General features: G+C 68.3%; 22 protein-coding genes. 6 read left to right on the forward strand and 16 right to left on the reverse strand.

Annotation, left to right across the window (positions count from 1 at the left end; all coding sequences use genetic code 11):
• Nucleotides 1–225: 225 nt before the first annotated feature.
• The 10 genes from A9974_RS28280 to A9974_RS28325 all read right to left on the reverse strand — a co-directional run bounded on the left by A9974_RS28280 (nt 226) and on the right by A9974_RS28325 (nt 8,298).
• Complete coding sequence (locus A9974_RS28280) at nt 226–462, reverse strand: hypothetical protein (protein ID WP_183007487.1); 237 nt, start codon at nt 460–462, stop codon at nt 226–228.
• Between the two features lie 23 nt (nt 463–485).
• Nucleotides 486–743: a FixH family protein gene (locus tag A9974_RS28285; RefSeq protein ID WP_183007488.1), complete on the reverse strand. Its 258-nt coding sequence runs from the start codon at nt 741–743 to the stop codon at nt 486–488.
• Between the two features lie 31 nt (nt 744–774).
• Nucleotides 775–2,265 (reverse strand): cytochrome c oxidase accessory protein CcoG, encoded by a 1,491-nt coding sequence (ccoG, locus tag A9974_RS28290; protein WP_183007489.1) that lies wholly within the window; start codon nt 2,263–2,265, stop codon nt 775–777.
• 73 nt (nt 2,266–2,338) lie between these two features.
• Nucleotides 2,339–3,295, reverse strand: a complete 957-nt coding sequence (ccoP, locus tag A9974_RS28295; protein ID WP_183007490.1) for a cytochrome-c oxidase, cbb3-type subunit III — start codon at nt 3,293–3,295, stop codon at nt 2,339–2,341.
• Nucleotides 3,292–3,468, reverse strand: coding sequence for a CcoQ/FixQ family Cbb3-type cytochrome c oxidase assembly chaperone (locus tag A9974_RS28300; RefSeq protein ID WP_183007586.1), 177 nt, complete (start codon nt 3,466–3,468; stop codon nt 3,292–3,294). The genes ccoP and A9974_RS28300 overlap by 4 nt, the downstream gene beginning before the upstream one ends.
• Nucleotides 3,468–4,208, reverse strand: coding sequence for a cytochrome-c oxidase, cbb3-type subunit II (ccoO, locus tag A9974_RS28305; protein ID WP_183007491.1), 741 nt, complete (start codon nt 4,206–4,208; stop codon nt 3,468–3,470). The genes A9974_RS28300 and ccoO overlap by 1 nt, the downstream gene beginning before the upstream one ends.
• Before the next feature lie 10 nt (nt 4,209–4,218).
• Nucleotides 4,219–5,703, reverse strand: a complete 1,485-nt coding sequence (gene ccoN / locus A9974_RS28310) for a cytochrome-c oxidase, cbb3-type subunit I (RefSeq protein ID WP_183007492.1) — start codon at nt 5,701–5,703, stop codon at nt 4,219–4,221.
• 131 nt (nt 5,704–5,834) lie between these two features.
• Nucleotides 5,835–5,996: a cbb3-type cytochrome oxidase assembly protein CcoS gene (gene ccoS / locus A9974_RS28315; protein ID WP_183007493.1), complete on the reverse strand. Its 162-nt coding sequence runs from the start codon at nt 5,994–5,996 to the stop codon at nt 5,835–5,837.
• Complete coding sequence (locus A9974_RS28320) at nt 5,993–6,967, reverse strand: hypothetical protein (protein WP_183007494.1); 975 nt, start codon at nt 6,965–6,967, stop codon at nt 5,993–5,995. The genes ccoS and A9974_RS28320 overlap by 4 nt, the downstream gene beginning before the upstream one ends.
• A 62-nt stretch (nt 6,968–7,029) precedes the next feature.
• Nucleotides 7,030–8,298, reverse strand: coding sequence for an adenosylmethionine--8-amino-7-oxononanoate transaminase (locus A9974_RS28325; RefSeq protein WP_183007495.1), 1,269 nt, complete (start codon nt 8,296–8,298; stop codon nt 7,030–7,032).
• An 81-nt stretch (nt 8,299–8,379) separates the two neighbouring features.
• On the opposite strand from A9974_RS28325, the gene bioF reads away from it, so the two are divergent.
• The 3 genes from bioF to bioD are packed head-to-tail and all read left to right on the forward strand — an operon-like array spanning nt 8,380 to nt 11,656.
• On the forward strand, nt 8,380–9,552 hold the full coding sequence (gene bioF, locus A9974_RS28330; RefSeq protein WP_183007496.1) for an 8-amino-7-oxononanoate synthase: 1,173 nt from the start codon (nt 8,380–8,382) through the stop codon (nt 9,550–9,552).
• An 11-nt stretch (nt 9,553–9,563) separates the two neighbouring features.
• Nucleotides 9,564–10,226: an alpha/beta fold hydrolase gene (locus tag A9974_RS28335; RefSeq protein ID WP_183007497.1), complete on the forward strand. Its 663-nt coding sequence runs from the start codon at nt 9,564–9,566 to the stop codon at nt 10,224–10,226.
• Entirely contained in the window at nt 10,223–11,656 is a 1,434-nt protein-coding gene (gene bioD, locus A9974_RS28340; RefSeq protein ID WP_183007498.1) for a dethiobiotin synthase, read from the forward strand. Before A9974_RS28335 ends, bioD begins: the two co-directional genes overlap by 4 nt.
• A 22-nt stretch (nt 11,657–11,678) precedes the next feature.
• On the opposite strand, the gene A9974_RS28345 is transcribed toward bioD, so the two are convergent.
• The 3 genes from A9974_RS28345 to A9974_RS28355 are packed head-to-tail and all read right to left on the reverse strand — an operon-like array spanning nt 11,679 to nt 14,740.
• Nucleotides 11,679–12,878: a CaiB/BaiF CoA-transferase family protein gene (locus tag A9974_RS28345; protein WP_183007499.1), complete on the reverse strand. Its 1,200-nt coding sequence runs from the start codon at nt 12,876–12,878 to the stop codon at nt 11,679–11,681.
• Nucleotides 12,875–13,738 carry a CoA ester lyase gene (locus A9974_RS28350; protein ID WP_183007500.1) on the reverse strand — a complete coding sequence of 288 codons (864 nt, stop codon included), beginning with the start codon at nt 13,736–13,738 and terminating at the stop codon, nt 12,875–12,877. Before A9974_RS28350 ends, A9974_RS28345 begins: the two co-directional genes overlap by 4 nt.
• Nucleotides 13,739–13,771: 33 nt before the next feature.
• Nucleotides 13,772–14,740, reverse strand: a complete 969-nt coding sequence (locus tag A9974_RS28355; protein WP_255468355.1) for a tripartite tricarboxylate transporter substrate binding protein — start codon at nt 14,738–14,740, stop codon at nt 13,772–13,774.
• A gap of 126 nt (nt 14,741–14,866) precedes the next feature.
• On the opposite strand from A9974_RS28355, the gene A9974_RS28360 reads away from it, so the two are divergent.
• The gene (locus A9974_RS28360; protein ID WP_183007501.1) at nt 14,867–15,724 is read left to right on the forward strand and encodes a LysR family transcriptional regulator; all 858 of its coding nucleotides are present in this window, start codon (nt 14,867–14,869) and stop codon (nt 15,722–15,724) included.
• Nucleotides 15,725–15,785: 61 nt separating this feature from the next.
• Here the strand turns inward: A9974_RS28360 and A9974_RS28365 are convergent, their stop codons facing one another.
• Entirely contained in the window at nt 15,786–16,550 is a 765-nt protein-coding gene (locus tag A9974_RS28365) for an alpha/beta fold hydrolase (RefSeq protein WP_183007502.1), read from the reverse strand.
• 130 nt (nt 16,551–16,680) lie between these two features.
• Between A9974_RS28365 and A9974_RS28370 the strand changes: the two genes are divergently transcribed.
• Nucleotides 16,681–17,478, forward strand: a complete 798-nt coding sequence (locus A9974_RS28370; protein WP_183007503.1) for a helix-turn-helix domain-containing protein — start codon at nt 16,681–16,683, stop codon at nt 17,476–17,478.
• A 53-nt stretch (nt 17,479–17,531) separates the two neighbouring features.
• On the opposite strand, the gene aceA is transcribed toward A9974_RS28370, so the two are convergent.
• Nucleotides 17,532–18,851, reverse strand: a complete 1,320-nt coding sequence (aceA, locus tag A9974_RS28375) for an isocitrate lyase (RefSeq protein ID WP_183007504.1) — start codon at nt 18,849–18,851, stop codon at nt 17,532–17,534.
• A gap of 322 nt (nt 18,852–19,173) precedes the next feature.
• On the opposite strand from aceA, the gene queF reads away from it, so the two are divergent.
• Nucleotides 19,174–19,998 (forward strand): NADPH-dependent 7-cyano-7-deazaguanine reductase QueF, encoded by an 825-nt coding sequence (gene queF, locus A9974_RS28380; protein WP_183007505.1) that lies wholly within the window; start codon nt 19,174–19,176, stop codon nt 19,996–19,998.
• Nucleotides 19,999–20,123: 125 nt separating this feature from the next.
• Here the strand turns inward: queF and A9974_RS28385 are convergent, their stop codons facing one another.
• Nucleotides 20,124–21,032 (reverse strand): LysR substrate-binding domain-containing protein, encoded by a 909-nt coding sequence (locus A9974_RS28385; protein ID WP_183007506.1) that lies wholly within the window; start codon nt 21,030–21,032, stop codon nt 20,124–20,126.
• Nucleotides 21,033–21,055: the final 23 nt, after the last annotated feature.

Genomic DNA, 21,055 nt, shown 5'->3' on the forward strand with positions numbered 1-21,055 from the left:
AGACACGCGTAGCCCGTCGTGCAGGGCTTCGTGGCGGCGGGCAACCTCGATGCGCCCGAGGGAATCTGAAGGGAAGGCCGAAGGCCTGGACGAAGATGACGAAGGGGAAGTCCGGCGCCCGCGCGCCGGACCGCAATCGTGGGCGCTCGACACCGAGACCCGCCGCCAGACGGGCGGCCTACGAAGCGCCAAACCCATGCCTACGAAGCACCAAACCCACGACCCCTAAAGATCCTGATCCTCCTCCACCTTAGGCATCAAATAAGCCGTCAACGCACTAGCAGCCCCCGCCATCGCCCAAAACAAAAAGAACGACACCGTATAAAACCCGCCCCGCCCCGAAGGCACGTACCCCATCACCGCCACATCCAGCGGATCGATCAAGGCAAAGACCACTCCGCTCCCGATGGCCGCCGCCAGGAACGACGGCCAGAGAATCCACATCAGCGACTTCAAGCCCATGGCATGGCTCCCTCGCAAGATCATCAACGCGCCGGCGTCACGGCCGGCCCGGCTTCGCGGCCCGGCGCATCGGCCTGCTCGATCACCAGCCCGCGCTTGACCACCCCTTCCACGATCGGCTGGTTGCCGAACTGCGTATACGCCAGATAGATCGTGATCGCGCAGCCCACCACCGCGACGAACGGGCCCGCCATCAGCAGCCAGGGCCACGGCTCCCGATACCAGGGTTTCACCGCGCGGGGCGCGGACAGGGAAGAAGCAAGCGGGGCAGCAGAGGTCATCGTCGGCATCCTTTTACAGAAGGCACATCCATCAATCGGGTACGTAGAAACTGGCGGCTTCGTCGGTCTCGACGGGCCGGTTCTCGGCATCATGGGCGCGGGCCCGCAACGTGATCGGGTGCGCGCCCGGCTCGGCGCCCGCCGGCGCGCGGATCACCATCGGTACCAGCTTGTTGGCCGCCGCCTCGACCTCGACCACGTCCGATCCGCTCTGGCCGGCCAGCACCGCCAGCCCCGGCATGCCGTCGGCCGACAGGCGCAGTCGCAGCGGCGCGTCCGAGGTATTGATGATCTGCAGCCGGTACACGTTTTCGATCATGCCGCCGGCGACCTCGCGGCCCAGCGAGCCGCGGTCGCGGATCACGTCGACCCGCAACGGATTGCGCAGGGCCAGCGACACCACGAACGCCACCGCCAGCCCCAGGATCAGGGTGCCGTAGATCAGCACCCGCGGCCGCAGCAGGTGCGAGCGCGCGCTCTGGGTCGACAGGCCGTCCAGCATGGCCCGCTCGGAGGTATAGCGGATCAGCCCCGACGGATACTGCATCTTGTCCATCACCTGCTCGCAGGCGTCGATACAGGCGCCGCAGCCGATGCACATGTATTGCAGGCCCTCGCGGATATCGATGCCCGTCGGACAGACCTGCACGCACAGGCTGCAATCGACGCAATCGCCCAGTCCGGCGGCCTTGTGATCGACCTTGCGCGAGCGGCTGCCGCGCGGATCGCCGCGGCGCTTGTCGTAGGTGACGACGAAGGTGTCCGGGTCCACCATCACGCTCTGGAAGCGCGCATACGGGCACATGTACTTGCAGACCGACTCGCGCATGAAGCCCGCGTTGCCCCAGGTGGCAAAGCCGTAGAACAGCATCCAGAACCATTGCCACGGGCCCAGCTGCAGCGTGAACAGTTCGTGGCCCAGCTCGCGGATGGGCGCGAAATAGCCGATGAAGGTCGATCCCGTCCACCACGCCAGCGCGATCCACAGCGCATGCTTGGTGACCTTGATGCGCGCCTTGCGCCAGGACCAGGGCGATTCATCCAGTCTGATGCGGGCGATGCGGTCGCCTTCGACCTTGCGCTCGATCCACATGAAGATCTCGGTGTAGACGGTCTGCGGACAGGCATAGCCGCAGAACAGCCGCCCCGCCACCGCGGTGAACAGGAACAGCGCCAGCGCCGAGATCACCAGCAGCACCGCCAGGTACACCACGTCTTGCGGCCACAGCACCAGGCCGAACAGGTAGAACTTGCGCGCGCCCAGGTCGAACAGCACGGCCTGGCGGCCGTTCCATTGCAGCCAGGGCAGGCCGTAGAAAATCAGCTGGGTCAGGAAGACGAATGCGATGCGCCAGCGCGCGAAGATGCCGCTGACCGAGCGCGGATAGATCTTGCTGCGCACGCCGGCCAGCGTCTGCTCCAGCGTTTCCTGGCCGGGCCGCGGCGGCCGCGTGTGCGGCCGCCAGGGTGGCGGGTCGCCGCCAGGCGGACTGCTGACGCTTGCGGTTGACCCATCATCCATGTGCTGCTCCTGCCGTATGTCCATGTGATATGGGGGCCGCCTTGCCGGCGCGCCCCCACCTATGCGCCGTCTGCTACTTGGCCGGTACCGTCGCCGCGGCCTGCGGCGCCGGGGCGGCATCCGTTTTGTTGGACAGCCCCCAGACCCAGGCCGTCAGGATCTTGATCTGCTCGGGCGTGAGGATGTCGCCGTGGGCCGGCATGCGGTTGTCGCGGCCATCCAGGATGGTCTTGACGATGGTGGCCTCCGAACTGCCGTACAGCCACACGTCGTCGGTCAGATTGGGCGCGCCCAGGGCCTGGTTGCCCTTGCCGTCGACACCGTGACAGGCAACGCAGTAGTTGGCGAACTCGCGCTTGCCGCGGAAGACCCGCACCGGGTCGGCCGTCAGGCCCGACAGCGACCGCACGTACTGCGCGATGTCGCCGGCGGTCTTGGCGTCGATGGCGGCCTTCCAGGGCGGCATCATGCCGATGCGGCCGTTGGTGATGGTCTGCGTAATGGCTTCGGGCGAGCCGCCATGCAGCCAATCACCGTCGGTCAGGTTGGGAAAGCTGGGGCCGCCCTTGGCGTCCGACCCGTGGCACTGCGCGCAGGTGTTCAGAAACAGGCGCTGGCCGATTTCGCGGGCGCCGGGGTCGGCGGCGATCTGCGGCACGGTCATGGTCTCGAAGCGTGCGTAGATGGGGCGCACGGCTTCGGCCATCTGGGCCTGCTGGCGCGCCACTTCGTCGGCGCTGCTGTAGCCCAGTTGGCCCTTGTAGGAACCCAGGCCGGGCATGAAGAACAGGTAGCCCAGCGCGAACACGCAGGCCAGCAGGTACATCCAGGTCCACCAGCCGGGCACGGGGTTGTTCAGCTCGGTCAGGTCGCCGTCCCAGACGTGGCCGGTGTCTTGCACCTGGCCATTGGCCGGCTTGGTGCTGAGCCAGCGGCGCTGCGTGTACAGCAGCCATACGCACCAGACCACGCCGCCGACCGCGACGATCGAGATGAAATATCCCCAGAAGCCATTGACGAAATCGCTCATGACCGATCCGCTCCATCTTGTTGTGCAGGCCCGAACTCATCGGGCAGCGCGAACGGCAGCAGGGCCGATTCGCTGTTGGCGCGCTGGCGGCCGCGCGAGCAGGCCCACCAGACGATGCCGAAAAAGGTCGCCATCGAAATGGCGGTGACGATTGCGCTCAGGAACGCCATGATCAGCCTCCCGTGGCGGCCGGTTGGGTGGCCGTGGCGGCGGGGGCCGGCGCGGGCTGGGCCGCCCTCCTGGCTTGCTCGGCTTTCTTGGCCTCTTCCGCCTTCTTTGCCTGCTGTGCCTTGCGTACGCCCACACCCAGCCCTTGCAGGTAGGCCACCAGCGCGTCCTCTTCGGTCTTGCCTTCGATGGCCTTGGGCGCGGCGGCGATTTCGTCGTCGGTGTACGGCACGCCCAGGGCGCGCAGCGCGCGCATGCGCTGGTCCACGTTCTGACCGGTGATCACGGTCTGTTGCAGCCACGGGTAGGCCGGCATGTTGGACTCGGGCACCACCTTGCGCGGGTCGCGCAGATGGATGCGGTGCCAGTCATCCGAATACCGCTCGCCCACGCGTGCCAGATCGGGACCGGTGCGCTTGGAGCCCCACAGGAAGGGATGATCGAACACCGATTCCGATGCCAGCGAGTACGAGCCATAGCGCTGCACTTCGGCGGCCAGCAGGCGCACCTGCTGCGAGTGGCAGCCGACACAGCCTTCGCGGATGTAGACGTCGCGGCCCATCAGGCGCAGCGGGCTGTAGGGTTCGACCCCGGCGACCGGCTGCGTCGTGCTGTGCTGGAAGAACAGCGGCACGATCTGGACCAGGCCGGCGAAGGACACCACCAGGATGCTGGCGATGATCATCCAGCCGATGTTCTTCTCAAGCGTCTGGTGAGAAAAAAAGCCTTGTTGCTTGTTGGCCATGATGTCCTCGTCAAACAGTAGCCGGCGCGGCGGCGATGGCCGGCGTGCGGGCAGCGTGGGGGTCGTCTTGCGGAATCGCGGGGTTGACCGCTTGCGCGCCGCGCACGGTCTTCCATACGTTCCAGGCCATGACCAGGACACCCGACAGGAACAGCGCGCCCCCCAGCAGGCGGATCAGGTAATAAGGCACGCGCGTCTTGAGTTCTTCGACGAAGCTGTAGACCAGCGTGCCGTCGGATGCCGTGTCGCGCCACATCAGGCCCTGCTGCACCCCGGCGATCCACATCGCGGCGATGTACAGCACCACGCCGATGGTGGCGATCCAGAAATGCAGTTCGATGGCCTTGACGCTGTACATCTTTTCGCGGCCGTACAGGCGCGGAATCAGGTAGTACAGCGAACCGAACGTGATCATCGCGACCCAGCCGAGCGCGCCGGAGTGCACGTGGCCGATGGTCCAGTCCGTGTAATGCGACAGCGCGTTCACGGTGCGGATCGACATCATCGAGCCCTCGAAGGTGGCCATGCCGTAGAACGACAGCGCGGTCACCATGAACTTGAGGATCGGGTCGGTGCGCAGCTTGTACCAGGCGCCCTGCAGCGTCATGATGCCGTTGATCATGCCGCCCCACGAGGGCGCCAGCAGGATCAGCGAGAACGTCATGCCCAGCGACTGGGTCCAGTCGGGCAGCGAGGTGTACAGCAGGTGGTGCGGGCCCGCCCACATGTACGTGAAGGCCAGCGCCCAGAAGTGGACGATGGACAGCCGGTACGAATAGATCGGACGGCCGGCCTGCTTGGGCACGAAGTAATACATCATGCCCAGGAAGCTGGTGGTCAGGAAAAAGCCCACGGCGTTGTGGCCGTACCACCATTGCACCATCGCGTCCTGCACGCCCGAGTAGGCGGAGTACGACTTCCACAGCGTCACCGGCATCTCGATGTTATTGAAGATGTGCAGGATGGCAATGGTGAGGATGTACGAGCCGAAGAACCAGTTGGCCACGTAGATGTGCTTGGACCGGCGCTTGATGATGGTGCCGAAGAACACGATGGCGTAGGCCACCCAGACCAGTGTGATCAGGATGTCGATCGGCCATTCCAGCTCGGCGTATTCCTTGCTGCTGGTAAAGCCCATCGGCAGGGTGATGGCGGCGGCCACGATGACGGCCTGCCACCCCCAGAAGGTGAACGCCGCGAGCCGGTCGCAGAACAGGCGCGTCTGACAGGTGCGCTGCACGACGTAGTACGAGGTCGCGAACAGCGCGCTGCCGCCGAAGGCGAAGATCACCGCATTGGTGTGCAGCGGACGCAGGCGGCCGTAGCTCAGCCAGGCGGTATCGAAGTTCAACTGAGGCCAAATCAGCTGCGCGGCGAGAAAAACGCCCACAGCCATGCCGACAATGCCCCAGACCACCGTCATGAGCGCGAATTGCCTCACGATCCTGTAGTTGAAGGTATCGGCCTTGCTTGCGATTGCGGCGCAATCGTTCATCACCCTTCCCCTAAAAGAAACAAATAGCTCCAGGTTTCAATGATGGGGGCAGGCGCGCAAACGGGTGTTGATATGCGTCAAACGCGGCACGGAGCGCGGGGGAACTTGCGCGAATCGCGCGACAACGCGTGTCAGCCGCGCGACGCGGGCCCGCTGTCGTCGTCCCGCAGGATGGCGGCGCCGGCGCTGTCGGTGTCGTCGTACTGGCCGTTGAACACGGCCCACCACAGGAAAATGCCAATCGCGAACACGAACAGCAGCGACAGCGGCAGCAGCAGGTACAGGATGGTCATGGCGCGGCTTCCAGCGCGCCGTCGGCGGCCTCGTGGACGCTGCCGCCATGGCGCGTCAGCCGCCATGAGTTGTAGGCCACAGCCAGCGACGACACCAGCATGGTGATCGCGGCCAGCCAGGGCGTGACCCAGCCCACCAGCGCCAGCGGCGTCATCAGCAGGTGCCAGGCCAGCGAGCCGTGCAGGTTCTGGCGCGCCTTGCCGCGGGCGCGATCCAGCAGCGCGTCCAGCATCGCATCGGACATGGCCGGGTCGGCCGCCAGCGCGGCATGCGCCGAGGCCATAGCGGTGGGCACCGCCATCGACATGGCACAGGGACAGCTCATCACCAGCAACGCCACCATCACCGGCACGCTATGCGCCGGGTCGATATAGGCCCAGACCGCGCCCGCGCCCAGCGCCAACGCCACCTGCGCCAGGACGAAGCGCGAGGCCAGGCGATCGGCGCTGGCGCCCAGGGCCAGCCGCTGCGTTTCGACCCGCGCGTGGCGCAGGCCTCCCGCGGCACCGCCGAACGACTGGCGGGCGCACAGCTCCAGATAGCGCGCGGTCAGCAGGAACGCGACGAACATCGTGACGGAATCGAAATAGACTTCGCCGCGCCCCGTATACGTCGCGTGCACGCTGGGGATGAAGGCAGCGACGATGCCTAGCGCCACTGGCACGTCCATGCCGGCGCGCCCCTGCCGCAGATTCGCCCCGGCGTGACGCCAGATCGGCCAGGCGGAATACAACACCACGGGCACGGTCAGCGCCAGGCTGGCCCAGTTCATCAGCACGATCGCCCAGTCCAGCGTGTCCAGCGCATCCTTGGGGATGCCCTCATGGCGCAGATACCCGGGCCAGGCGAACATCATCACCTGCATCATCGCCAGCCACGCCAGCGACAGGCGCACCAGCGCATGGCGGCGCTGCTGGCGTTCGGCGTCGGACAGGGTCGCCGGGACGGCGAAGATCGATTTTGCTCGCATGCGCCGATGGTAAGCCGCGCGCGCCCCTCTTCACCTTGATGTGGATCAAGGGGGCCGCCCACCTAAGGCCGCTGCGCCCGCAGCACCCCCACCACCGCCCGCATCAAGATATCCAATTCCTCCGCCCCGATAGTCAGGGCCGGCGTCAGATACACCACGTTGCCAAACGGCCGCACCCACACGCCCGCCTCGACCAGGCGGCGCTTGAGAGCCTCGCGGTCGTGGATGCCGTCCAGCTCGACCACGCCGATGGCGCCCAGCACCCGCACGTCGCGCACCCAGTCCAGCTCGCGGCATGGGGCCAGGCCCGCGGCCAGGGCCGCCGAGATCGCCCGCGCCTGGTCCAACCGCGGCTCGGTCTCGAACAGGTCCAGCGATGCATTGGCGGCGGCGCAGGCCAGCGCGTTGCCCATGAAGGTGGGGCCGTGCATCAGCGCATGCGCCGGATCGTCGGACCAGAAACCGTCAAACACCCGGTTGCTGGCCACGGTGGCGGCCAGCGGCAGCGTGCCGCCGGTCAGGGCCTTGGACAGCGTGATGATGTCGGGCTTCACGCCAGCTTGCTCGAACGCGAACATCGTGCCGGTGCGGCCAAAACCCGTGAAGATCTCGTCGAAGATCAGCAGCAGGCCATGGCGGTCGGCCAGCCGGCGCAAGCGCCGCAACACATCCGGGTCATGCAGCAGCATGCCGCCGGCGCCTTGCACCAGCGGCTCGACCAGAATGCCGGCCAACTGCGGTCCGCGGGTTTCCAGAAATGCGTCCAATTGGGCCATGGCCTCGTCGCTGCGCGGCAGGTCAACGATGTCGTGCTCGGCCAGCATGCCGCGAAACAGGCTGTGCATGCCCTCGTCCGGGTCGCACACCGCCATGGTGCCGAAGGTATCGCCGTGGTAGCCGCCGCGGAACGCCAGGAAACGGCTGCGGCCGCGTTCGCCCTGGTTCAGCCAGAACTGCACCGCCATCTTCATGGCGACTTCCACCGCCACCGAGCCCGAATCCGTATAGAACACGCGGTCCAGCCCCGGACCGAGCAGGCCGGCCAGGCGCCGCGCCAGGGTCAGGGCCGGCTCGTGGGTCAGGCCGCCGAACATCACGTGCGGCATGGCGTCCAGCTGCGCGCGCACGGCCTGGGCGATATGCGGATGGTTGTAACCGTGGCAGGCGGTCCACCAGGACGCCACGCCGTCGATCAGTTCGCGGCCGTCGGCCAGTTCCAGCCGGCTGCCGCGGCTGCGGGCCACGGGCAAGGGCGGCGTCGCCGTTTTCATCTGGGCATAGGGCAGCCAGATATGGGGCTGGCCCTGGGCCACCCAGTCGGGGGTCTGCATGTTTCACCTCCACTACAATGGCTCGCATTCTACGGCCTGGCCCGGGCCCTCCCCTGGCGCCGGCCGCTGCGGGAAATCGTCATGTCTAAGCTGGATCCTCTGTTTTCTTCCGAATTGGCGCTTGCCGAATCGCGCCATGTGCGCCGCCGGCTGCGCACCGCCACCGTCGCCCCGGCCGGGCGCATCGAGATCAACGGCGCGCCCGCGCTGAATTTCTCCAGCAACGACTACCTGGGCCTGTCCAAGCATCCGCTGCTGATCGACCGCGCCCGCGAATGGGCCGCCCGCCACGGCGCCGGCGCGCAGGCGTCGCGCCTGGTCTGCGGCAACCTGGACCTGCACGAGCAGGTCGAGGCCAAGCTGGCGCGCCTGAAGGGGACACAAGCCGCGCTGCTGCTGGCATCCGGCTGGCAGGCCAACGCCGCCGTCCTGCCCGCGCTGCTGCGCGCCGCCGCCGGCCAGGGCGAGGTGCAGGTCTACGCCGACAAGCTCAACCACGCCAGCCTGCACCACGGCTGCCAGGCGGCGGGCGTCAAGCAGATCCGCTTTCGCCACAACGATCTGGACCACCTGGAGACCCTGCTGGCTGCCCGCCCGGGGCCAGCGGCCCGCTTCATCGTTACCGAAAGCGTCTTCAGCATGGACGGCGACCGCACCGACGTGGTCCGCCTGGCGGCGCTGGCCGACCGCTACAACGCCTTTGTCTACCTGGACGAGGCCCACGCCACCGGCGTGCTGGGGCCGGACGGCATGGGACTGGCCGGACTGGCGCCCGGCCATATCGACCTGGCCATGGGCACCTTCAGCAAGGCGCTGGGCGGTTTCGGCGCCTACATCGCCGGCTCGCGCGCCCTGTGCGACTATCTGATCAACGCCTGCTCGGGCTTCATCTACACCACGGCACTGCCGCCGGCGGTGCTGGGTGCCATGGACGCCGCGCTGGACCTGGTGCCCACGCTGGACGCCGAACGCGCCCGCCTGGCCGCCTCGGGCGAGCGCCTGCGCCACGCCTTGCGCGGGCTGGGCCTGGATACCGGCGCCTCGTCGACGCAGATCGTGCCCGCCATGGTCGGCGACGCCGCCCGCGCCCTGGCGCTGGCGTCCAATCTGGAACAGCGCGGCCTGCTGGCCGTGGCGATCCGCCCGCCCACCGTGCCGGCCGGCACCAGCCGCCTGCGCATCGCCCTGAGCGCCGCGCATCGCGACGCCGACCTTGACCGCCTGATCGCCGGCCTGGCCGCCGCCCTCGCCTGACGACCGCCGCCATGCAAGCCTCCGCTCCCCGCCCCACCCTGCTGTTCGTGCACGGCTGGGCCTTCGACGCCGCGTTCTGGGCGCCGCTGGCCGCCGCGCTAAGCGACTGGCCCCAGGCCACATTCGACGCCGGCTACTTCGGCCCCGGCCGCGAACCCCTGCCCGACGGCCCGTGGGTGGCCATCGGCCATTCCCTGGGCGTGCTGCGGCTGCTGCGCGACCCCGCGCCGGCCCGCATCGGCCTGGTGTCCATCAATGGTTTCGCCCGCTTCGCCGCTGCGCCGGACTTTGCCGCCGGCGTGCCGGCGCGGATGCTGGACCGCATGCTGAACCGGCTGGCGATCCAGCCCGACGCGGTGCTGCGGGATTTCCGCCAGCGCTGCGGCGATGCGGCCGCGTTCGGCTCGCCCCGGCTCGCCCCCTTGACCCGCGACCTGCAGGCGCTGCGCGACGAAGACCAGCGCGCCGCGCTGGCCGGCCTGGCCGTGCCGCTGCTGGCGCTGGCCGGCGGGCAGGACCCCATCGTGTCCGCGCCGCTGACGCAGGCGACCTTTGGCGATGCCGCCGGCCTGCGCTGGCGCGACACCGGCGGCCACTTGCTGCCCGCCACCGACACCGATTGGTGCGCGCGGCAGATCCGCGATTTTCTCGCCGCGCTGGCGCCCGCCGCATGACGCAGGCGGCGCGCAACACCCAGGTCGGCGCCCGCTTCGGCGCCGCCGCGGACCAGTACGAGGCCCACGCCTGCGCCCAGCGCATCACCGCCCAGCGGCTGGCCGACGACATCCTGCGGCTGCCGCTGCCGCCGCGCCCGCGCATCCTGGAGATCGGCTGCGGCACCGGCCTGCTGACCCAGGCGCTGGCCGCCCGGCTGGGTCCGGCCGACTGGACCATCACCGATATCTCGCCCGCGATGCTGGCCCGTGCCGGGCAGGGCCCGGCCCTGCCCGGCACGGCCCGCTACCAGGTGCTGGACGGCGAGCATCCCGGCGAGCTGCCGGGCGGCTACGACCTGATCTGCTCCAGCCTGGCGGTGCAATGGTTCACGGACCTGAACGCCGGGCTGGGGCGGCTGGCCGCCCTGCTGGCGCCCGGCGGCCACCTGGCGGTGGCCACGCTGGCCGCCGGCACCTTCATGGAATGGCGGACCGCCCACGATGCCGCCGGGCTGACGGCGGCGACCCCGCCCTATCCGGCCGCCGGCGCCATCCATCCGGCCCAGGGCAATCTGGCCGGTGGCGTGCACAGCGAGCGACTGATACAACAACATCCTGACGGCCTGCATTTCCTGAAAGCGCTCAAGGGCATCGGCGCCACCACGCCCGCCCCCGGGCGCGCGCCGCTGGGCGCCGCCGCCTTACGGCGCGTGCTGGCCCATTTCGACCAACAAGGAGCCACGGTGACCTATCACCTGGCCTACGGCATGTGGACAAACAAGACTGACTCCCGCCCCAAGGGCGTATTCGTGACCGGCACCGACACCGGCATCGGCAAGACCCTGGTGTCGGCCATCCTGGCCCGCGCCTGGCACGCCGACTACTGGAAGCCGGTGCAGACCGGCGTGGCCGAGGAGCCGGGCGACACCGACACCGTCGCCCGCCTGGCGCAGCTGCCGCCCGAACGGCTGCACCTGCCCGCCTACGTGCTGCAGGCGCCGCTGTCGCCCTGGGCCGCCGCGCCGCTGGAAGACGCGGAAATCGACGCCACCGCCATCGTGCCGCCCGCCACCCGCGCACCGCTCATCATCGAAGGCGCCGGCGGCCTGTACGTGCCGATCGACGACAGCCACATGATGATCGACCTGATCGCGCGCCTGGGCCTGCCCGTGGTGCTGGCCGCGCGCAGCGGCCTGGGCACCATCAACCACACGCTGCTCAGCCTGGAGGCGCTGCGCCGCCGCGCCATTCCGGTGCTGGGGGTGGTCATGAGCGGACCGCTGTCGGCAGGCAACCGCGAAGCCATCGAGCGCTTCGGCAATGTGCGGGTGCTGGCGGAAATCCCGCCGCTGGACCGCGTGGACGCGGCAGCGGTAGATGCGCTGGCGGGCACGATTGCGCCGCTGGACGAGTGCCTGGCCGCGCTGAGCAACGCCGCGGCCTCCTAGGGCCTGTCAACACTAAAAGGCCCTAGCCCAACGCCCCCCTGGCGCGCAGCCGCGCCACCCGCGCCGGATCGATCCCCGCTTCCGCCAGCACCTCATCGCCATGCTCGCCAAAGGCGGGCGCGGCGCGCGGCGTGGCCGGTTGGCTGCGGCCGTACTTTATGGCCTGCGCGAAACCGCGGTAGCTGCCCACCACCGGATGCGCGAAGGTCGAGATCATATCTTCGGCCTGCACCTGCGGAAAATCGAACATGTCCTCGACGCCGCGCGCCGCGGCGCAAGGCACCTCTTCGCCGAACAGCGCCTCCCATTCCAGCGCGCCATGGGCTTGCAAGGCCTGGTGCAGCAGCGGCACGATTTCATCGCGATACTGCGCGCGCTTGCGCACCGAGTCATAGCGCGCATCCGCCGCCAAGTCGTGCAGGCCGGTCTTGGCGCACAGCGCCTGCCAGAAATGCGGTGTATTGGCCGATATGTACAGATAGCCGTCACGCGTGGGATGGATGCCGGTGATACCGCCCGACCGCATGTCGCGACCGACCTCGCGCGGCTCGCCCTCGGCCCACACCAGCCGCGCCGATTGCAGCGCCAGCGCGCTGCGCAGCAGCGACACGCCGACGAACTGGCCGCGCCCGCTGCGCTCGCGCTCGTACAGCGCGGACGCCACCCCCGCAGCCACCATGGCCGACGCGTAGTAGTCCACCACCGAGCCGTACAGCACTTCGGGCGGCCCTTCCGCGCGGCCTTGCAACGCGCACATGCCCGTCATGGTCTGCAGTACCTGGTCGTAGCCCGCCTTGTCCTTGAGCGGCCCGCTTTCGCCATAGCCGCTGACCGCGCAATAGATCAGGCGCGGGTTGATCTCGGCCAGTTGCTCGTAGGCAATGCCCAGCCGCGCCGGCACGCTGGGACGAAAGTTGTGCACCAGCACGTCGGCGCGCGCGACCAGCGTGCGCAGGACCTCGCGCGCCGCGTCCTGCTTCAGGTCCAGCACCAGTCCGCGCTTGCCGCGGTTCACGCCCAGGAACGCGCGGCTCTCGGCCTCCAGCGTGGAGGGATACTTGCGCAGGTTGTCGCCCGTGGGCGGCTCCACCTTGATCACGTCAGCGCCCTGGTCGGCCAGCAAGGCGCAACCGTACGGGCCGGCGATATAAGCGCTCAGGTCCAGCACCCGGACTCCGGCCAGCGGTCCGGTGGCCGCTTGCGGCGTCGCGGCGGCAGTCATCGCGCCTCCAGCGTGTCGGCCAGGCGCACGACGGTTTCGGCGCGGCGCAGGAAGGGGCCGTCGATCATGCGCCCGTCCACCACGAATGCGGCCACGCCTTGCGCCTCGGCCTGGCCGGCGGCCAGCACCACCCGCCGCGCGTGCGCGATCTCGGCATCCGTGGGCCGGAACGCCGCGTTGGCCAGCGGCACCTGGCGCGGGTGGATGCAGCTCTTGCCCAGAAAGCCCAGCCGGCGCGCCAACGCGGCCTCGGCCTGGAAACCGGCCTCGTCCTCGATGTTGGCAAAGGCCGAGTCGTAGGCGAACACGCCCGCCTCGGCCGCCGCCAGCCGCAGCGCGAACATGGCCTGCTGCACCGCCGCCGGCTCGCGACGGTCGATGCCGGCCGGCTCGAACAGATCGCCCAGCCCCAGCTGCAGGCCGGCCACGCTGGGGTGCGCCGCGGCCAACGCCGCCGCGTCGCGCAAAGCGCGCGGGGATTCGATGTTCAGCAGCAAGCCCACCGCTTGCTCGACGCCGTTGTCCCGGCGCGCCTGCTCGATGGCCTGCGCCGCGGCCCGCACCTGGTCCGCGGACTCTGCCTTGGGCAGGTTCACCAGCCGCAGCGCCGGGCGCACCACGGCCTGCACATCCGCCTGGAAGCAGCCGGAATCCAGCGCATTGACGCGCACGATCAACGTCTTGGCGCTGGCCGCCGCCGCGGGCGAGACCAGCAGGTCCGCCAGATGACGGCGCGCCTCGTCCTTGCGTTCGCCGGCCACGGCGTCTTCCAGGTCGAACGACAAGGCGTCGGCCGGGCCGGCCAGAGCCTTGGCGAACAGTTCGGGACGCGATCCCGGGACAAACAGTTTGCTTCTCATGCGGGCACTCTCAAATGCGGCGGGGGTTGCGGATCATTGAACGGTGATGTTGCGGTCGGCGGCGACCTGCTTCCAGCGGGCGGCATCGGCCTGCACCAGCTCGGTGAATTGCGCCACGGTCAGCTCGGCGGGCACCGCGCTTTCCTCGGCGAACATGGCGCGCATCTTCGGATCGTTGACGATGCCGCGGATCTCGGCATTCAGGCGCTCGACCAGCGGCACGGGCGTGTCCGCGGGGGCCAGCACGCCCCACCACAATTCGACCGAATAGCCCGGCTGGCCTTCGCCGATGGTGGGCAGGTCGGGATAGAACGGCGAGCGAGCCGGCGACGTTACGGCCAGCACGCGCAGCTTGCCGCCCTTGAGCAAGGCCGCGGTCGAGGCAAAGCTGCCGATGACGAAATCGACCCGGCCGCCGGCCAGGTCGTTAAGCGCGTGCGACATGCCCTTGTAGGGCACGTGCGTGAAACTGGTCTTCTCGCCGCCCGCCAGGATCTCGCTGGCCATCTGGTTGACCGAGCCCAGCCCGGCGCTGCCGTAGGTCAGCTTGCCGGGTTCCTTGCGGCCGGCAGCAAGCAGGTCGGCCACGGATTGATACGGCGAGTCCTTGCCCACCACCAGCGCCATCGGGCTGCGGGCCAGCATGGCCACCGGCGCGAAGCTGCGCGTCACGTCGTATTTCAGATTGGTCTGCACCGCCGCATTGGTCGTCAACGTCGACGACGACAGCATCAGCACCGAACCGTCCTTGGGGGCGCGCGCCACGTATTCGGCGCCGATGGCGCCGCCCGCGCCGGGGCGGTTCTCGACGATGACGGTGGCGCCCACGCGGGCGCCCAGCTTTTCGGCCAGTACCCGCGCAAACACATCATTGCTGCCGCCCGGCGGGAACGGCACCACCATCGTGACGGTGGGCGGCAGGGAGGGCGGTGCGGCCGAGGCGCCCGCGGCCATCAGCCCGGCCAGGCAAGCGGCCGCCAGGCCGCCCAGGATCTTCTTCATGGCATGTCTCCGTGTCCACGGTCTGACACCTAGGTGCCAGCCGCGTTGTTATGGTCGACGCCATGCTAGGCCTGTCGCCTGATGATATAAAGCGAGGATTCTTAAAACACTACGTGAGGATTCCTCATGAAGATCGAATCGTTCCGCACGCTCAACGCCGTGTTGCGCGGCGGCAGCTTCGCGGCCGGCGCGGCCGACATGAGCCTGTCGCCCAGCGCCGTCAGCCTGCAGATGAAGCAGATCGAGGAATATTTCGGCCAGCCGTTATTCGACCGGTCGGCGCTGCAAGCCCGGCCCAACGCGTTCGCGGCCGAGGTCGACGCCGTGCTGCAGGACGCCCTGTCGCGGCTGGACGAGCTGCGCCGGCGCAGTACGCCGCAAGTCGAAGGGCGTGTGCGGCTGGGCACGATCGAACCCTTGCAGGTGACCCTGCTGCCGCCGCTGCTGCGGGTGCTGCGCGAGCGCTATCCGCAACTGGACGTGCGGCTGATGCGCGGCCGCGCGACCGAGCTGGTCGAAAAGCTCAAGACCGGCGAAATCGACGCGGCGATCATCACGCAGCCGGAAACGGGCGGATCCCGGCGGCTGGCATGGACGCCGCTGTTTCGCGAACGGCTGGTGCTGATCGCCCCGCCCCAATCGCGCGAAAAATCGCTGGCCGACCTGTTCGAACGCTACGAATGGATCCGCTTTGACAAGACCACCATCGGCGGCCGGCTGGCGGCCCGTTATGTGGCGCGGCATGCGCCGCATGCGCGCTGCCGCATCGACCTGCAATCGCTGGCCGCGCTGACCGCGCTGGTGTCCGAAGGGCTGGGCGTATGCATCCTGCCCGAGCCCGGTCCCAATCTGCTGGACGTGCATCCGGTGCGCGTGCTGCCGCTGGGCAAGGACGCGCCCTATCGGCAGATCTCGTTCGTGTGCCGGCAGACGGACCAGGACAATCGCCTGGTGCAGGCGCTGCTGGAAGGCGCGCGCCGGTAACACCGCGCCCAACCCGCCCACGCCGCGGAACGGCCTGACGCACGAACCCGCCCCTCGCGCCTCAATCCGCCGCCACCGCATGCAAAAAGCGCTCGATCGCCGCCACCAGGGCCAGCGGCGTTTCATTCATCGGGTAGTGCCCCGCGTTCTGCAGCACCTGAACCGCTGCCCCCGGGTAGCGCTGTCCATACGTCGCAGTCATCAGCGCCGCGGTGAACACCGGATCATGTTCGCCCACCAGCGCCAACACCGGATGACGCCCATCGATCGCATCGCTGAAATCGGTATCGGCCCAGGCCGGCAGGTAGGCGGCAAATGCATCGGCTGAGGCGTGTTGCGCGGAATACGCCGCCTTCCACTGAACCCACGCCGCCGGCAGGCGTGCGCCGGTGCTGCGGTCGATGATGGCGCGGCGCTTGGCAAGGTCGGCGGCCGCCCCCTGCAGCAATCCCCGCGCGGCTGGCGCCATCGGCACGCCGCCGCAAGGCACCGGCGCCACCGGCACCAACGCACGCACCCGCCGCGGCGCCAACGTCGCGACCCGCTCGATGGCCATGCCGCCCATCGAATGCCCCACCAGGCTGAACCGGTCAAAGCCCAGCGCGTCCGCCAGTGCCAGGGTATCCGCGGCGATCTCGTCGATGCAGTACGCTCCCGGCGCATCCCGCATGCCGCCATAGCCGCGGTAGTCCATGAACACGTAGCTGAAGGCGTCGCCCGACAGCCAGGGCTCGATCGGTTCGAATGCATGCGCATCGCCAAACCAGCCATGCAGCACGATGACGGGATGGGGGCCTTGCCCCACGCGGTGAAAAGTATTGGGCATCCGGGTTCCAGAAGCGTTGTCGCGGCGCGCTCGCGGGCGGGCGGCCTTGGGTTGCAGAGACCTTGGCATCGTAGGCCGCCTCCGCCTGGCCTGCCTTCGATGCCAGGCCTATCAATGTAGAATCCGGGCCATGCGCAACACCCTGGTCGACCCCTACGAGGACATTGCCCGCGACGTGGTCGTAACCGCCTGCGACTACCCCGCGGGCCTGACGTTTCCCGTGCACGCCCACCGGCGCGGCCAGTTCGCCTTTGCCGCGCGTGGCGCGATCAGCGTCGCCACGCCCCACGGCCGCTGGCTGGTGCCGCCGCAGCGCGCCTGCTGGGTGCCCGCCGGCATCACCCACGAAATGACCATGGGCGGACCGGTGACCATGCTGAACACCTTCCTGGCCGATCCCGCGGCGCAGGCCTTGGGGCTGCCCGCGCATTGCTGCGTGCTGGGCGTGTCCCCCCTGCTGCGCCGGTTGCTGGACGCCGCCATCGACCTGCCCGCGCTGTACGACCTGGACGGTCGCGCCGGCAAGCTCATGGCCCTGTTGGCCGAGGAAATCGCCGCCATGGCGCCGCTGCCGTTGAGCGCGCCGCTGCCCGACGATCCCCGCCTGGCGCGCGCCTGCCGGCAACTGTTCGCCGAACCGTCCATCGCACCCAGCCTGGACAGCGTCGCCGCACAAGCCGGCATGAGCCGACGCGCGTTCACCCGCCTGTTCCGCGCGCAGACGGGCACAAGCTTCGCCGCCTGGCGCCAGCAGGCCTGCCTGCTGGCCGCGATCGAACGCCTGAGCCAGGGCCTGCCGGTGACCCGTATCGCGCTGGACCTGGGCTACGCCAGCCCCAGCGCCTTCACGTCCGCCTTCCGCCGCGCACTGGGTCAGCCTCCCGGCGCCTATCTGGCCGAAAAAAAAGGGTGCCCGAAGGCACCCTGAATCCACCCTACAACAGCACTACAACTGCAACTGCAAAATCTGATCCGTCAGGCTCAGGCGACCTTCTGCACCTTGCCGTGTTCGAACTGGGCCTCTTCCGTCGAGCCGGTCAGCGCGGTGGTCGACGACTGGCCGCCTTCGATCGTCTGGGTGACGGCGTCGAAGTAGCCGGTGCCCACTTCGCGCTGGTGCTTCACGGCGGTGAAGCCCATGTCGGCGGCGGCGAATTCCTTTTGCTGCAATTCGACGAAGGCGCTCATCTGGCGGCGGGCGTAGCCGTGGGCCAGTTCGAACATGCCGTAGTTCAGCGCGTGGAAGCCGGCCAGCGTGATGAACTGGAACTTGTAGCCCATGGCGCCCAGCTCGCGCTGGAACTTGGCGATGGTGGCGTCGTCCAGGTTCTTCTTCCAGTTGAACGACGGCGAGCAGTTATACGCCAGCAGCTTGCCCGGGAATTGACGATGGATGGCGTCCGCGAACTTGCGGGCGTATTCCAGGTTGGGCGTGGACGTTTCGCACCAGATCAGGTCGGCGTAGGGTGCATAGGCCAGGCCGCGCGAGATCGCCTGGTCAATACCGGCCTTGGTGCGGAAGAAACCTTCCACGGTGCGTTCGCCGGTGATGAACGGCCGGTCGTTTTCGTCGACATCGCTGGTCACGAGGTCGGCCGCGTCGGCGTCGGTGCGGGCCAGCAGCACGGTGGGCGTGCCCATCACGTCGGCCGCCAGGCGCGCCGACACCAGCTTGGCCACGGCTTCGCGGGTGGGCACCAGCACCTTGCCGCCCATGTGGCCGCACTTCTTGACCGACGCGAGCTGGTCTTCGAAGTGCACGCCCGAGGCGCCGGCCTCGATCATGGCCTTCATCAGTTCAAACGCATTGAGCACGCCGCCAAAGCCGGCTTCGGCATCGGCCACGATGGGCGCGAAGAAATCGATGTAACCCTCGTCGCCCGGGTTCTTGCCTTCCATCCACTGGATCTGGTCGCAGCGGGTCAGCGAGTTGTTGATGCGGCGCACGACCTGCGGCACCGAGTTGGCGGGGTACAGCGACTGGTCGGGGTACATCTCGCCGGCCAGGTTGGCGTCGCCGGCGACTTGCCAGCCCGACAGGTAGATGGCCTTCAGGCCGGCCTTGACCTGTTGCATGGCCTGGTTGCCGGTCAGGGCGCCCAGCGAATTCACGAAAGGCTCGCTATGCAGCTGTTCCCACAGGCGGGTCGCGCCGCGACGGGCCAGGGTGTGCTCGACGCTGATCGAGCCGCGCAGGCGGATGACATCCTCGGCGCTGTAGTCGCGCTTGATGCCCTGCCAACGGCCATTCTCGGCCCAGTCTTTCTGCAGATTGCGGATTTCGGTTTCGCGGTTGCTCATGGTCATGCTCCTTGGTCTATGGCTGAAAAGGCAAAAAAACTTTGGTTTGCATTGCGTGAATCGTTGGACAAAGTCTATGCCTGTGCTGCGGAGCAAGGTGAACCGGTCTCTTATATAAGATGAAAAATATTATTGAATAAAATCAATATGTTATTCGTTCAATTTTGTATTGTGGAACGAGATTGTCATCTGTGAAATGGCCCCGCGATGCGGCGCAGCACGAACTTTCACATACCGAGATCGGCGTTTCATCATGCGAAAAATGCACCATTCGCGAGCGCCTACAATGCGAACATTCCCAAGCATTTCGACGACCCATTCCATGACGCTGTCTCACGGCCCGCTGGGCCAGAGCGTGGCCTACGCCTCGCAATACGACCCCTCGCTGCTGTTCCCCATCGCGCGCAGCCACAACCGCCAGGCGCTGGACCTGGCCGCGGGCACGCTCCCGTTCACCGGCGTGGACCTGTGGAACGCCTACGAACTGTCGTGGCTGGACGCCAAGGGCAAGCCGCGCGTCGCCATGGCCACCTTCTCGGTGCCGGCCGACAGCCCCAACATCATCGAATCCAAGTCGTTCAAGCTCTATCTGAACTCGTTCAACCAGACCCGCCTGGTCAATTCGGCCGCATTGCGGGGCCGCCTCGAACGCGACCTGAGCGCTGCCGCGGGCGCCCCCGTGGGCCTGGACTTCATTCTGCCGCAGCGGTTTTCCGAGCTGCGCATGGGCGAGCTGGACGGTATTTATATAGATAAGCTGGATATCGAGATCGACACCTACGAGCCGGCGCCCGAAGTGCTGCGCACGCGCCCGGGCGATCCCGTGGACGAAACCCTGTGCTCGCGCCTGCTCAAGTCCAACTGCCCGGTGACCGGCCAGCCCGACTGGGCCAGCGTGCAGATCCGCTACCGCGGCGCGCCCATCGACCGCGAGGCGCTGCTGCGCTATGTCATCTCGTTCCGCCAACACGCTGAATTCCACGAGCATTGCGTGGAACGGATCTTCACCGACATCATGCGCGCCTGCGCGCCCGAGCAATTGACGGTCTACGCCCGCTACACGCGGCGCGGCGGGCTGGACATCAACCCATGGCGCAGCAACTTCGAAGCCGCGCCGCCGCCGGACGTGCGCACCGTCCGGCAGTAAGCGCCGCGCGGCCGCCTGCTACCCGGGCGGCTCGGCGCGAGGCTTGGCCGCTTGGGCCAGTGGCAGCGCCGGGCGCCGAACGCCGGTTGGCCGCCGGATCAGCTCCTGCCCTGCGAGGCCGCCGCTCAGTCCCTCAGCGGTTGCCTGCGCAGGTGATCCTCCAGGAAATCCACACAAACCCGCACCTTGGCCGACGCATTCACCCGCGACGGATACACCGCCCAGATGTTCGCTTCCTGCCGATATTGCGGCAGTACGGGCACGAGCTTGCCTGCCGCAATCAGCGGGCCCACGTCCCAGGCTGACCGCAGGATGATGCCGCGGCCGTCCACGGCCCACTGCACCACCATCTCGCCATTGTTGGCCGACAGCGGGCCGCGCACCTTGACGGTGTGTTCCTGGTCGCCGCGCCGCATGCGCCAGACGCCGAAGGGGTGGTCGCGCTCCTTGATGACCAGGCAATCGTGCGCCGCCAGGTCGGCCAGCTTGCGCGGCTCACCGCGCTCGGCCAGATAGGATGGCGCGGCGCACAGCAGGCGGTGGTTGTCGGCCAGCTTGCGGGCGATGACGTGCGGCGCGATGTCGTCGCCCACCCGCACGTCCAGGTCGTAGCCTTCGGCTGCCACGTCGACCAGACGGTCAAACACCTCGAAGCGCACCTGAACGGCGGGGTGCCGCGACACGAACGCCGATAGTGCCGGCGCCACCACCCGCCGCCCGAAACCGAAGCTGCTGCACACCCGCAGCAGCCCGCGCGGCTCGCGCCGCGTGGTGCCGACCTCCTCCACCAGATGATCCACATCGTCCAGGATGCGCTGCGCCCAGTGATAGACGCGCTCGCCCGCCTCGCTGACCACCACCCGCCGCGTGGTGCGATGGAACAGCGGCGTGCCCAGGCTTTCCTCCAGCAGGCGGATGCGCTTGGTGACGTAGGCGGGCGACATCCCGAGGTCTTCGGCGGCCTTGGAAAAACTGGATGCGCGCACCACCGCGTTGAAGACGCGCAGGTCGGCTGGCAGCAGGTCATTATTCATGATTCGTGCATAGTCATTTCACG

Source organism: Achromobacter sp. UMC71, from assembly GCF_014170305.1.
Classification (GTDB): domain Bacteria; phylum Pseudomonadota; class Gammaproteobacteria; order Burkholderiales; family Burkholderiaceae_B; genus Achromobacter.